Source organism: Terriglobales bacterium, from assembly GCA_035651655.1.
Lineage (GTDB): Bacteria > Acidobacteriota > Terriglobia > Terriglobales > Acidobacteriaceae > DASRFG01.
This window is the reverse complement of the sequence record DASRFG010000014.1, coordinates 1-13398: the sequence shown is the minus strand read 5'-3', so window position 1 is coordinate 13398 and position 13398 is coordinate 1. Positions and strand designations below refer to the sequence as shown.

Here is a 13398-nt window from a genome sequence, read left to right as displayed (position 1 = left end):
AGCAGCGGCACAGCCGTTAGCCCAGCGCGTAAGCGCTGGGTAGGAGTCGCCACAATGCAAGCCCCGGAGGGCCGACCTTCCTGCTTAAGGGCGTCAGCACGTCCCTAAACGACCGTTATCCAAAGCGGAGTGGCGGCACAATCCATTCCGCAGCTATAGAGCCGCTCTTAGAAAGACCACAGCCCAGCTGCGGAGCAGCGGCACAGCCGTTAGCCCAGCGCGTAAGCGCTGGGTAGGAGTCGCCAACAATGCAAGCCCCGGAGGGCCGACATTCCGGCTTAAGGGCGTCAGCCCGCGCCAAACGAGCCGTTAACAGGCTTTAATGCGCTGCAACCGGCGCCCCACCTTTTTTCGGCTTCTTCATCAGGAAAATCAGGGGTGTCACTGCCAAGAAGAACCCGCCCAGCAACAGGAAAATATGGTTGAACGCGAGCATGGAAGCCTGTTGCTGCACCATCCCGAACACGGCACCATAAGCTTGGCGGGTTGCGGTGACTGCGTCCATTCCCCTGGCAATCAAGGCGGCGCGAATGCTTTCTAACACGCGACGGCTGGTGAGGTCATACGGCGTGACATTAGCGCCCAGGACATTAATATTGCGCTGAGAATATCGAGCTAGCAGCGTGGTTACGGTGGCAATCCCTATGCTGCCACCGATGTTGCGCATCAGGTTGAAGATACTGGTCGCATTGCCCATCTCTTCCTGTCTGATCGGGCCGTGAGTAATTGTGGTGAGCGGGACAAAAAGAAATCCCAACGCTATGCCCTGCAGAAATTGCGGCCAGAAGATATTCCAGTAGCCGGCATTCAGATTTATAGACGACAGCAGGTACATGCTGACAGCAGCGCCCATGAATCCGCCCAGCAACAGCTTTCGAGCCTCAATTTTTGACAACAGAATGCCTACAAGCGGCATGGTAACAAACGATCCCAGACCTCGTGGCAGCATGGCAAAGCCGGCATTAAGCGAGGGGTAGCCCAGCAGTGTCTGCAAAAAGATCGGCAGCAGTACCAGGCTGCCGTAAAGTCCAAAACCCAGCACCGTCATAAGGAATACCCCGGTGGCATAGGTGCGTATTCGGAATACTCTCAAATTGACGATCGGATGCTGGCTACGGAGCTCGTGAATGAGGAACGCGATCAGGCCCGCAGCCGCCATGACGGTGAGGACGCGGATAAAGTTGGAGCTAAACCAATCCTCTTCCTGGCCCTTGTCCAGCATCACCTGCAGCGACGCGATTCCCAAGGACAAGAATCCAATTCCCCAGTAGTCAACCCGTGCAGTGGTGCGGCGTATGTAGGGTGGATCAAAAATGAATAGCTTTGACATCAGCAATGCGCCGGCACCAACCGGAAGGTTGATATAGAAGATCCAGCGCCAGCTGTAGCTATCCGTGATCCAGCCACCTAAGACCGGCCCAAGCATAGGCGCAACCACAATGCCTAGGCCCCAGAAACCCATGGCCTTGCCGCGATCCTGCGGCGGGAATGCCTCCAGCATGATGGCCTGCGAAAGCGGCTGCAATCCTCCTCCGGTGGCGCCCTGAACCACTCGAAAAATAATCAGAAATGGCAGATTCGGCGCCAGGCCGCACAACACCGACGCGACTGTGAATCCAGCAATGGAAACCATCAGAATGCGCTTCCGGCCGAAATAATTTGCAAGCCAGCCGGTCATCGGCAGGATAATCGCGTTGGCCACCAGGTAAGACGTCAGCACCCACGTGGACTCATCAACCGTAGCCGAGAGGTTGCCCGCGATATGCGGCAGGGAGACGTTCACGACGGTGGTGTCCAGCACCTCCATGAAGGTGCCCATCATCACCGCCACGGCGATGATCCAGGGATTGATTGCGGGTTGGAAGCGCGCCTGCTCGGATGTAGCCATGCGGAAGAAGCCCTTATTTGACTCGAACCGTGGGTTCCACCGACATTCCAGGTCGCAAGAGGTGCTGTGGGTCTTGACCGCCTTCGAAGACGAGTTTCACCGGTATCCTTTGCACCACCTTCACGTAATTGCCGGTGGCATTTTCCGGCGGTAGGAGGCTGAAGCGAGCACCCGTCGCGCCACCAAAGCTGTCCACATGGCCCCTGTAATCGCGGCCATTGGTGTCCACATGAATGGTGGCGGGCTGCCCGGGACGCATGTACTTGAGTTGGGTTTCTTTGTAGTTTGCCGTGGCCCAGATGTCATCGAGGTTAACGTCCGCCACCAAGGGCTGTCCGGCCTGAATAACCTCCCCGAGTTCGACCGTACGCTTGCTGACTATACCGTTCACGGGGGCGCGAATGGTGGTGTACTGCAAGTTCAGCTCGGCTTGTGATAGGGCTGCTTTCTCGACTGCAACCTGCGCATCGGCGGCGCTAGCCTGTGAACGGCTGATGGCGACCTGTTTCGGCGCGCTCATGGCAGACTCGACTTGTGACTCGGCCTGTTGGACGCGGCTTTGCGCGTCCGCCACGGCTGCCTTGGCCGCGTCCACGCTGGCGGCTGCGCGCTGTTCGTTAGTTAAAGCGGTGTCGTACTGCTGACGAGGAATCTCGTCGCGCTCCACCAACCGCTTGTAGCGCTCCAAGTCCTGGACGGCCAGCGCGTATCTGGCTTCAGCATCGCGAAGCTGCGCGCGGGCCGCGTCCACCTGCTGTTGCGCAGCCCTCAGCGCGGCTTGTGCATTTTGGAGCTGGCTGGACGACGTTGTCGAAGTGACCGGCACACCGGTGTGAGCAGCCTGAGCTCGGGCAACAGCGTCCTGGAGGTTGGCCCGGGCGCGCTCAAGAGCAACCTGATAGTCGGTGGGATCGAGTTGGATCAGGACCACACCGGCTGGAACGTACTGATTGTCATTAAAGTTAATCTTGATCACCGTTCCGCCGACGCGTGCGCTGATAGGAATAATGTGAGCATCAATCTGCGCATCATCAGTTGTTTCTCGTGCGGCGTAGTAGCTCCAGATCGCAAAAACTGCCACCACCAGCACAAGTAATGCAACCAGTAAAATCCACTTAGCGCCGGGATGCTCACGGAAGTAGGAGCGGGCACGGGCACGGCGGCTGGGCTCTTCGACTTCTTCCGGCCAGGGCTCGCGGATGGGTGCTGGCTGTTCAACCTCAACTAGCGATCTTGCCTCTGCTTTCGAGTCCGCCACTTACTTACCTCCCAAATAGTTCTTGGTCGCTTCTTCGGCTACTCCGAGAGCACGCGCCAGAGAGAGCTTGGCCAAATTATGTGCAAAGACACTGGAAATATAATTTTCTTCGGCTGTAGCCAGTGCCTCCTGTGCCTGCACCACTTCAACAGTATTCACCACCCCCGCGGTATACCGGTCCCGCGCCTCCGTCACCTGTTGAGTCGCGAGTTGGACCGAGCTATGAGCCACGGCCACCTGGTCAGCCGCAGTGTTCAGGTCGAGGAAAGCCGTGCGCACCTCCAGCTCGATACGGCCGCGCAGGTCCTGGAGCGCGGAGCCGCGCTGCTGCATCAATGCGTCGGCCTGCACCGTGTCGGCGTGTGCTTTGCCGCCCTGAAAAACCGGGATGTTGAGCGCGGCGGCAGCAGTAAAGGTCCCATGAGAATTACCCGGCTCCGGCCCGATCACGCCATAGTCGCCATTCAGGGCCAGCGAGGGTAGCCGCTCAGCAACCGCAGCTTTTCTGGCCAGCTCCGCTGCTCGCAGCAGATTCTGTGCGGCTCGATAATCGGCGCGAGAGCGCAAGGCACGTGCCAACCCTTCATCCAAGGTAAGAGGTGGAGCAGGCTGAAAGGGGATCTTGTCCGCGAAAGTGAATTCCTGTGACGTAGGCAGGCCTATGGCTCGCAACAACATCAACTTTTGTTTCTCATATTCATTTTGCACAGCCAGCAATCGCTGCTGTTGCACCTGCATCTCCACCTGACTTCGCAGCACGTCTATACCGGCCGCTACGCCGGCACTTTTCATGTCCGCGGATTGGCGATACAAGGCTTGGGCTGTCTGCAGCTGTGCGCGGACCGAATCAATGCGTGCCGCTTGCGAAACCGCTTGCAGGTACAGTCCGCCCACCACTAGCACAACCATGTCTCGCGCATTGGTGTAGTTGTTCTGGGTGGCCCTGCGATCTTCTGAATTCGAGCGCAACCGATAGAGCGATTCCAGGTCTACCACACGCTGCGACAGCAATGCGCGAGCGTCAAAAACGCTGAAGGGGCCGACGACAGTGGGAATCCCCCGAAACGCGTTTGTTGGAAGACCTAGTGCTGCAAGATTGATTTGCTGCTCGGTTCCTATCACTCGCGCGCTGATATTGGGCAGGAGTTTACTGAGCGCGTTCAGCCGCGCCCCCTCGGCTTGGCGCTCACTGTGGGTAGCGAACACTACGCCAAGGTTGTAGTTCAACCCGCGATCGATGGCGTCGCGCAACGATAGCGGAAAAATTCCCGGAATCGGCTTTTGGGGAACGCTTCCCAGGAATGGATTCTGCGCGTTCGAAAGATTAGTCGCGGCAGAGTTCACCATGGCTGATGACGCGCTTATATCTTCGGGCGGAGTAGATGGTCGCAGGGGGGTGGCTACGGAAGTCTGGCCGGCGAGAAGGACCGGTACAGAAAGATGCATGAGAGCTACAGCTATCAAAACATTGCGCCTTGTCCATTGCCGTTCGGTGACTCGTTGTTCATCAATCACTTTCTTGCCTTTCACTTCCTCCTGATGGGTACCAAGGTTCGATACCTTTGATTCCTATGGCCTTCATTTCGATGCGCGAGCAGCTTAAGGTGGCCGGTTCTGTGCGACTTCCGATGTAGGACCATTTGCTTAAACGGCGCTCGTGCCACACGCCATCGCGATGAAGCCTTCGACAGTCAATAGGATTCCAGGGAAGAGCGTGTCGCCTCGGTCTCACGAACGGCATTCAAGCGACGACTAGCAAGGCTGGGAAAGGTTCGCACACATCTGATTCTGGCAATTAGCTGCGGCAGAGTTCGGGGCAGAGTTCGCGGCAGAGTTCGGGGCAGAGTTCGCGGCAGAGTCCAAAGATGCGAATGCTATAATTTCAGTCGAAACGTTTCGCCAATCGCTCTGGCCGATCGCTCTGATTCTGCCCGGAAACGTTGTTCCTGCCTGACGTCGGGGAGTGGCTCAGCCTGGTAGAGCACCTGGTTCGGGACCAGGGGGTCGGAGGTTCAAATCCTCTCTCCCCGACCAATGTTTTTGAGGTTTGCTACATCCGGCATGCTCTTGGGGTTCCCAAAGGGGTGCCCATTGCGCTCCGTTGTTACAGATTCCGCTGACGTCCACGCGACCGTGGTTGCGGCACCTTGCTTCGCCGAACCGCGGAGAATTTTCCAAAGATGGAATCCGAGGTGCGCGACACGGCCTCAACGCGCTCCCCCCACCAGGTCTTACCGTAAATGTTCTGGGTGGTATCGATGTTGGCCTGGCCCATGTTGTCGCGCACCACTTCAGGTCGTGTACCGTTGCGCAGCATGAGACTGGCATGCATGGTGCGGAAACTGCGGAAATCGATGCTTCCCGGCAGTCCCAGTCTGCGAGCTGTTGGTTTCAGTTGGCGTCGAAGTAGGTTTCGGCGGTTAAGCGGCCCGCCGTTACGGTTGCAGAAAACCAAGTCGTCGGCCCCGCGAAAACGAGACGAGTTCAAAGCTCTCTGCAGCACCGCGCGCATGTGGCCCTGGCGATCAAGCGGCACGTCCCGCACGCCCGCCTCGGTCTTGACCTCGTCGAACTCGCCCTCGTAAATTCGCTCGACAACCTGGATGCGATCCCGCAGCACTCGCTTACGGCGCAGAGCGAGAATTTCGCCTGGTCGCAAAGAGCCGCACGCTATTAATGTGCATATTGAACGCGAGGGCTCGGGCAGGGCACGAAGGAAGCGTTGGATGTCCCTCTTTTCGAGCAACACCGGAGGCTTTCGCGCCTTCTTCCGGGGAAGCTTTACACCTACCGCTGGATTGCGGTCGATCAGTCCCCAGGCTTTCCCCTGATTGATGGTCGCGCGCATGCAGCCATGCATCAGGCGGATGGTTTTTGGCGATAGCCGGGGTGAAAACGAGTTGAAGTAGTCCTGCAAGTGCACCGTCCTGATCTTGCTCAACGGAGCCCTTCCCCAAATCGGGAGCAGGTAGCTAGCGTTGAAGAAGTCATAGCTCTGTCGGGTGGAGTTTTTGAGATGCGGCCAGGTTTTCTCTCCGCACATCCGGACCAGCGCCCCATACGTGTCCTCTGCAGCTTGGCAAAAAGTAGGGTCATTGTTGTGTTCGTTGATGGACTTCATGAACTGGTCAGCTAAGCGCTGTGCATCGCGACGGGCGGGCACCGCGTTTTTTGACCAGGATCTCGAACGTCTGCGCCGAGCAACCGAGCTGTAGTCCCAGTACCATAGCTTCCATTTATTCCCAAGGTCTTTGACCTCGGGCCTCTGATAACGCACTCGCACCACGATTCTCCTTCCGTGGTGCTTCAACCGTGGGCTATGAGTACCAGCAAATAGCGCTAAAGGCAAGAGACCCTGGCTTCGAGCATGCGGTGTATGTCGCGACGGCGAAACCTGATGTAGCGCCCCAAGCGGATGGTGGGGAGCTCACTTTGATGGCCGTACACCCAATTTTTGTGCACTCGCAGAATATCCGCGAGTTCTTGGGGGGTGATTAGGTCGAAGCCGGCGCCTTCTGACTGCCTGGATTGCCGCCCGCGGACTTCGCGTCGAGCTGCCTTGCGGCTGGACTTCAACATGGCCCCACTCCGGTTGCACGACCAAGCGTTCCAAAAACCCTCCACCCCCTTATGGACCATCGCGGCGTGGCTGCCTGGATCGCGGCTTCGATGTTCTGGCTGCTATAGTGCGCCGTGACTGTGATTGGCGGAAAGCTGCCCGAGCGTGCGGAGCGGACGATCCTTTGCGTTCGCTACCAGCGACGGTCCTCACGATCGGGGCCTCCGGCGAAAACAGCAGTTCTGGAACTTCCATATTGCGCTTTACAACGCATCTTTTTCGGCTCAACAGCGCCTCGGCTGCGATCAGTCCACTGGTGAAGGTGGATAACGCGATTGCATCCTGCGATTCGGCGATCAGCCGTGCTCTCTGCAAGAGTCCACCGATAGCAGCCGTGCGCGTCTCCTGTCGACCGCAGAATAATTCGCGCAGGCTGCGGCCGAGGACTGTTGCTATCTTTTGCAAGGTGTCCAGTTGCGGGTTCACCGTCCCGTTCTCAATGCGGGCCAAACCCGGTTGGCTCATCTTCGCCGCTTTGGCAAGCGCCTGCTGGGTCATGCCCGCAGCGCAGCGCCAGGCCCGGATCCGATACCCAATTTCGTGCCAAGTAAAATCTGTATTCACGGTAATATTATAACTATTAAGCATATATATTTCCATTAGTTTAACTATCATTTTGGGACGTGGCCTTACCGTAAACAGGCACAGGCTTTCCTTCGTCCGACTTGTGGCGCGGGGCCGGGAGAGGTGTGACTCAGCACGGGCAGCCCCGTACGGACCCGCATCGTGACCGGCGTCTGATGGCCGCGGTATATTCCCGTACCGCGCGAGGCTCCCCGCTCTGCTGCGTTGTTCCGTGAGCGAACAGAGCTCACCCAATAGGTCTGCAGAGGAGAACAGCCAGGACGAAAGAACAGTCAAACCGCGTACCTGAGGACCTGGGTCGAAAAATGGTCTTCAACGACCGGGGGATTTACCAGGACAGGCACGCACGGAACTCATCATGGCCCGGAGACCATCTCCACAAAGAGCCCGGATACATTTGCGCAGACTGAATTTCGTTCTTTGACTTCTTCTTCTTGCAGTCGCGCCGCGGACCATACATTATCAACTGTAATCCTATACATGGCACGCGGCACGACTGCCACGACGACACCTCAGTTTGCTAGAACCGCACCAATGATTGCGCCCCGGACAATATTGATCAGAAAATGAAAGGCAATAAGCGGATAGAGATTCTTGCGTCACTGCATGAGCAACCCGAAGGCCAACGCCGGTCCGGATCAGTGCCCAGGTTGTAGGTGCCTGCCAAACATGGTACAGAGCCATCAGTAGAGAGTTGACGACCCAAGCCCATGAGCCGAGGAAGCCCACCTTCTTCAGCAGGTATCCCCGAAAGTAGATTTCCTCACACAAGAAATTGCCCACCAGCGCAACCGCAACCAACCATGCGGGAAACAGGCTGTAGACCGCACTGGGGTCTCGATAAATGCTGTATGCGGGGGATTCAAGCCCGGAATCGACTCTATCCAAGAGGTGAGCAGCGGAAAGGCGTATTCATATACGGCAATGAGCCGATCGTGAAGACCGCGAAGACAACAGGCAGGACAATAAAGAAACCTTTAGTGTCAAACTGGTGCAAGCTTAGAAAGCTGATTGACTCGCGGAACGAGAGCTTGTCCGCTAGACCAAGAACCAGAAACGGCATTATCAAGTGCCAGGTGAAAAACATTGCCAGCACTGCAGAACCTTGCAGCATCGAGTCCGATAAGCCAGTAATCTTAAGTGCGGCGCTATGAACTGGGAGTACATTGATGATGACGTAAACCAGCAATCCCGGCAGCAGGTGAAAGAACAAATAGAAGACCTTCGAAGCAACTGATTTGGCCTGATACTTCTCCACTAGGGCAACATACTCAGAATCATCCCTGACAAAAAATCGCCGCAAGCGATCTCTCACGCGCTTCCTCCTAAGTTCAATCGTTTTTCTGATGTAGAGGACAAGAATTTACGCCAGCGCTTTCTTCTGAGTTACGCACCTGACCTCCGTAGCAGTTCGGCATTCCGGGAGGAGCCTTGCCGCTGAGATGCTACGCAAGACTCCTTTTCCATCCCGGACATGGTGGTTGCCGCGAGGAATATCGGCATTTCGGTGCGGGTCGGCGCAGTGCCCACCACTGTGAATCTACTTCTGCGGCTTCCCTCCCATAACTGCGAAGTAATTTCCGCGTTCCTCCATCGCCAACCTTGCCTCGGTCCGGGACACGAGCAACTGCTTCCCGTTTTCCTGTACCGGTGACCAGAGTTCCGAGAGGAAACAGCCCTCGCGGTAGCAGTGAAAGATGATCCGCCCGTTCGCGCCACCAGTGCGGCCTGACACTTCATTGGCCAAAATCATAGCCACCGTTTTACCGTTGGCATCCTGGATTTTGACCTGGTGCGGGGTCGCGATCATCGTGTATTCGCCGGCGGGAAAAGTCTTGCCGGAGGCGGCGAAGCTGAATGGGACGTTCGCTTGGATACCACCTGCCTGAGCGTGAGCCGAAACCAACCCAAATACCAGACAGAAGCTTGCGACGATCAGAGTTTGCTTTTTCATTCGATTTCTCCTTGTTTCTTATTGCCGGCGGTTTGGATCCTCCCGCCCTGGCCGCTTTTTGCGGCTTGCAGGTGCAACTTTCGGCGCACGCAGTAGGCAGAACAATGGATGACCAATGGTTTGGGCTAGGAATAAATAAGGCCAGCTAATTTATTGAAAAGAATGGGATATAAACAGAATGTGACCTGAGACGTCCAATGTGTGCGAAGGGCAATGAGGTGTAAACTTTCTGAATCAAAGGGGGTGAGGGAAGATGGCCCAGGCCGCCACTAGTAGAGTGGTTCGATTTGGACTCTTTGAACTCGACCTGGACGCACGCGAGCTGCGCAAGTCCGGCGTGAGAATCAAACTGCAGGAGCAACCGTTCCAGATCCTTGCCATGTTAGTGGGGCGGCCGGGCGCTATTGTCACTCGGGACGAGCTGCAGAGAACACTTTGGCCCGGAGACACATTCGTTGACTTTGACCTAAGCTTAAACAGTGCGGTCAAGAAACTGCGGCAGGCGCTCAATGACGACTCAGAAAATCCGCGGTTTGTTGAGACATTGTACCGTCGCGGATATCGATTCATCGCGCCGGTAAGCGGAGCCCCAAACCCTGAACAGATTCCGCTCGTTGAGATCGGTTCGCTGTCAGCGGCGTCCGCCGAACCGATGTCGAGTCGGGCTGCGTCTGATGTTTCGACTCGGCGAAAACGTTCAATTTTTTACCTAGCGATCCTCTTACTCCTCTTCATCGTGGGGGCGGCCGCGTACTGGCTCGCTCCTTCCCGGCAGCCGACTATCCTGGGCTACACGCAGATCACGCACGATGCGCGGGGAAAGGGCCTTGTCTCCACCGACGCCGAACGACTGTACTTTGCTGAGTTGCAAGGTGATCGTGCTGTGGCCAGCCAGGTATCGGTCGCAGGTGGCGAGACAAGCGTGTTGGCAACTCCTTTCGAGAATGCTGGTCCTTTTAGCGTCGCTCCGAACGGCTCTGCACTTCTGTTAGGAGTATTTCGCTACACAGCCCAAGGCATGGAGCTGTGGTCTTTACCCTTGCCTAGCGGGGCGGCACGCAGGCTCGGTGACTTCGTCATCGACTCGGCAACTTGGTCGCCCGATGGGAGCCGACTGTTGTTCTCCAAAGGACCGGAGATTTATGTGGCGAAGAGTGACGGCAGCGAACCACGGAAGCTGGCGACTGTCGGCAGCCAGGTTTTTGGGATTCGTGTTTCACCCGATGGCGGGAGACTTCGCTTCGATGTGGTCGATCCGAGAAATGGCGCCAGCGCAATTTGGGAAATGCGTCGTGATGGAACCGATTTGCATCCATTACTCCCCGGTTGGAACAGTAACCCTCGTGAATGTTGCGGCAACTGGACTCCCGATGGGAAGTACTTCCTTTTTCAGAGCTTTCGAGATGGTCGGACCAGTTTGTGGGCCTTGGCCGAGAAATCAGCTTGGCTCAGTAGAGAACCCAAACCTGTGCAGTTGACGAATGGCCCACTAGATTTCAATTCTCCCGTAGCCAGCAAGGACGGCAGGCGGATTTTCGCGGTCGGGTCCCAACCGCGTGGCGAGCTGGTGCGTTACGACAGCAAGTCTGGCTTCGCACCTTATTTTGGCGGCATATCGGCAACCGACCTGGCCTTTTCGGCTGATGGAAAGTGGGTCGCGTACATCTCCGTCCCGGAGGGTCAGCTTTGGCGGAGCCGAGTGGACGGCAGCCAGCGGCTTCAACTTACATTCGATCCGATGACGGCAGCGTTGCCCCGATGGTCGCCTGACGGAAAACGAATCGTATTCATGGGCACAACCTTGAAAACCGGATGGCGTGCGTACCTGATCTCCAGCGATGGCCCGGGGCTGCGCGAGCTGATCCCCGGCGCGGAAGCTGGATATGATCCCGGATGGTCAGCCGATGGTAAGTCAATTGTGTTGACTTTGAACGAGGCGGGCTCGCCCAGTAGTATGCCGACCGGGCCGGGCATTGTGATCCTTGATTCGGTCACCGGAAAAATCTCTCCCCTGCCGGGAGCAAAACAATTTTTCTCCCCGCGCTGGTCCCCTGACGGGAGGTACATTGCGGCGCTTACAAACGACTCGGGCACCTTGATGTTATTCGATCGGGTCCGCCAGCAATGGGAACAACTAGTGAAGGTGCCCATGGGATATCCCAGTTGGTCGCACGATGGGCAATACATTTACTTCGACACAACCTTCACCCAGGACGCTAACGTTTTTCGCGTCCGGATTTCAGACCATAAGGTGGAGCGGCTGGTCAGCCTCAAGGAAATGCGACGGTACTCGGGAGATCTGGGATCATGGACAGGGCTGACGCCCGATGATTCGCCGTTGCTAGTCCGCGACACCGGAAGCAAGGAAATCTACGCCCTCGATTGGCAAGCGCCGTAAGTCACTCGCGCGTCTCTGCGGAATTGGCCAGGTTGCAAGTGGGTGGATTCGGAACCGATCGCGGCAAAGGGCCGGGCTACTCAGGTAAGAACTGGGTTCGCGGACATTGGTGTTGAGAACAGCCCTTCTCACCAGTAATCCTGACGAGTGAGAGGGAGATCTCGCAACAGTAATCGCGGCTCCGCGGTGAAATCTTTCGGCCTGAGGTGCCCGCCATACGGCGGCACCTCAGGCGCCAGATTGGGAGATGTTCTCCAATGTTCAACCCTTTACTGAGATTGGGAAAAAGGCTAGCGGGTCCGAGGGCTGGGTGCCAACCGCTCGAGGAGGCGAATCTCCGCCTTGATTCGCTCGACCTCCCACAGCCGCACTAGACTGGCATATTTGGCGCTTAATTTCGGGGATCTTCTTCCTTTATTAAGGGCAGCTAGCTTCTCTAGGCGCGTCTTTCGTCCCTCACTGGCGGCGCCGAGCAATGCCTTAGCCAGGGAAGCCAGGCCGCGCGAACTGGCCATGGCGAACAGCCGCAGCACAGCTTCGAGTTCCGGAGGCGGATCTTTAACGGCAGTACTAAGGAGATCCTTCATCCCCGAGGCTAGTTCTCTTTTGCCGGTGATCGTCACCACCAGTTCCGCCTTGCTGCGCTTTGCCGCCGGGGCCTTTCTTATCAGGCGGGATTTCTCCAGCCGGCGCAGCGCCGGAACAGTGGTACCCGGTGAAAGTCCGGCTTCCTCACGCAGGCGATAGACAGTCGTTATCCCCTCTTCTATCGAGGTCAGCAGCAACAGATCAAGCGACGAAAGCATACGCGGTCATAGTACAAGCCGGTGGGGAGCGCGGGAATAACTTAAAGTCGCCAGGAAGTATGTTCGGCCAGCTACAGTCACAATCAAAAGGGTTCGATCGGAGAAATAAGTAATCCGCGAGAGGCGCGCCGAACTGCGTAATGGGGAAGGCCGTTGGCCTCCGTATGGTTTTCGCGGCGGACGTGGGCGCGCCTTACCAGCTTCGCTTTATTCCCACCACCTGAGCTTCGGCTTCTAGCCAGTCTTGCTCGGCACGACCGTCCACCCCGCGATGGTATTCGTATAGTTGGTAGGCCCTGACTCGCACTTTTTGCTCAACTGTGCTCGGCGTACCATCCAGATAGGCGACTGGCCTATCCGATTGTCCTTTTGATCCCGGGTAATTTGACACGGTAGCCTCCAAACTTGGGAAAAACCTAAGTGCCAAGCGCGCCAAACAATCATCCACGCAACTAGCGTCACTCACGTGGTTAGCAACAGCCATGCGGGCAAGGCCGGTTCCGGCTTGCCTCTCGTAGAGCTGCCAACGCCATAACCATCCAAACGGCAACGCTGGTCCAAACCACAACTGACACATTCAGCATAGTAGAGCCTCAACTTTGGTTCGCTGCTTCTAGCCTGTATTCCGGTGCCAAATCGGATGTACGCACGAAGAATATATGGTTTTCCACCGTACACATGAAGGTGGAGAGCCCACCAACTTTTTTCAGGTTGCCGTAGGCGTCTATGGTGATTCCAAGATCCTCAAGCAGCGGCTCAATGGTTGTGCGATGACAGATAGGACAACTTAATTGAGGTGCCATGATGGCCTCCGCGCGGGAGTCGCAAGAACCGTCGCTCCGCCAGACCGGCGGAATGCTGGTACTCAACTAAATACGGTAAATCCAGAG

Annotated in this window: 11 protein-coding genes and 1 tRNA gene; 2 read left to right on the top strand and 10 right to left on the bottom strand. The window is 56.8% G+C overall.

Features of this window, described 5'->3' with window-relative positions:
* Positions 1–319: 319 nt before the first annotated feature.
* The 3 genes from VFA76_05905 to VFA76_05895 are packed head-to-tail and all read right to left on the bottom strand — an operon-like array spanning position 320 to position 4676.
* Positions 320–1888 carry a DHA2 family efflux MFS transporter permease subunit gene (locus VFA76_05905; GenBank protein ID HZR31368.1) on the bottom strand — a complete coding sequence of 523 codons (1569 nt, stop codon included), beginning with the start codon at positions 1886–1888 and terminating at the stop codon, positions 320–322.
* Positions 1889–1901: 13 nt separating this feature from the next.
* Positions 1902–3146, bottom strand: coding sequence for an HlyD family secretion protein (locus VFA76_05900; GenBank protein HZR31367.1), 1245 nt, complete (start codon positions 3144–3146; stop codon positions 1902–1904).
* Positions 3147–4676 carry a TolC family protein gene (locus VFA76_05895; protein ID HZR31366.1) on the bottom strand — a complete coding sequence of 510 codons (1530 nt, stop codon included), beginning with the start codon at positions 4674–4676 and terminating at the stop codon, positions 3147–3149. It lies immediately after the preceding gene.
* A 427-nt stretch (positions 4677–5103) separates the two neighbouring features.
* On the opposite strand from VFA76_05895, the gene VFA76_05890 reads away from it, so the two are divergent.
* A tRNA-Pro gene (locus tag VFA76_05890) sits at positions 5104–5180 on the top strand.
* A gap of 70 nt (positions 5181–5250) precedes the next feature.
* Here VFA76_05890 and VFA76_05885 read toward each other — a convergent pair.
* From VFA76_05885 to VFA76_05865, 5 genes are all read right to left on the bottom strand, one after another.
* The gene (locus tag VFA76_05885) at positions 5251–6432 is read right to left on the bottom strand and encodes a tyrosine-type recombinase/integrase (GenBank protein HZR31365.1); all 1182 of its coding nucleotides are present in this window, start codon (positions 6430–6432) and stop codon (positions 5251–5253) included.
* Positions 6433–6485: 53 nt separating this feature from the next.
* Entirely contained in the window at positions 6486–6725 is a 240-nt protein-coding gene (locus tag VFA76_05880; GenBank protein ID HZR31364.1) for a helix-turn-helix domain-containing protein, read from the bottom strand.
* 49 nt (positions 6726–6774) lie between these two features.
* Entirely contained in the window at positions 6775–7353 is a 579-nt protein-coding gene (locus VFA76_05875; GenBank protein ID HZR31363.1) for a helix-turn-helix transcriptional regulator, read from the bottom strand.
* Positions 7354–8230: 877 nt separating this feature from the next.
* Positions 8231–8665, bottom strand: a complete 435-nt coding sequence (locus VFA76_05870) for a hypothetical protein (protein HZR31362.1) — start codon at positions 8663–8665, stop codon at positions 8231–8233.
* A gap of 225 nt (positions 8666–8890) precedes the next feature.
* Positions 8891–9304 carry a hypothetical protein gene (locus VFA76_05865; GenBank protein ID HZR31361.1) on the bottom strand — a complete coding sequence of 138 codons (414 nt, stop codon included), beginning with the start codon at positions 9302–9304 and terminating at the stop codon, positions 8891–8893.
* A gap of 253 nt (positions 9305–9557) precedes the next feature.
* Between VFA76_05865 and VFA76_05860 the strand changes: the two genes are divergently transcribed.
* Positions 9558–11702 (top strand): winged helix-turn-helix domain-containing protein, encoded by a 2145-nt coding sequence (locus VFA76_05860; protein ID HZR31360.1) that lies wholly within the window; start codon positions 9558–9560, stop codon positions 11700–11702.
* 290 nt (positions 11703–11992) lie between these two features.
* On the opposite strand, the gene VFA76_05855 is transcribed toward VFA76_05860, so the two are convergent.
* Together VFA76_05855 and VFA76_05850 are read right to left on the bottom strand one after the other, a co-directional pair.
* Complete coding sequence (locus VFA76_05855) at positions 11993–12508, bottom strand: hypothetical protein (protein ID HZR31359.1); 516 nt, start codon at positions 12506–12508, stop codon at positions 11993–11995.
* 193 nt (positions 12509–12701) lie between these two features.
* Positions 12702–12899, bottom strand: coding sequence for a DUF2934 domain-containing protein (locus tag VFA76_05850; GenBank protein ID HZR31358.1), 198 nt, complete (start codon positions 12897–12899; stop codon positions 12702–12704).
* Positions 12900–13398 lie beyond the last annotated feature (499 nt).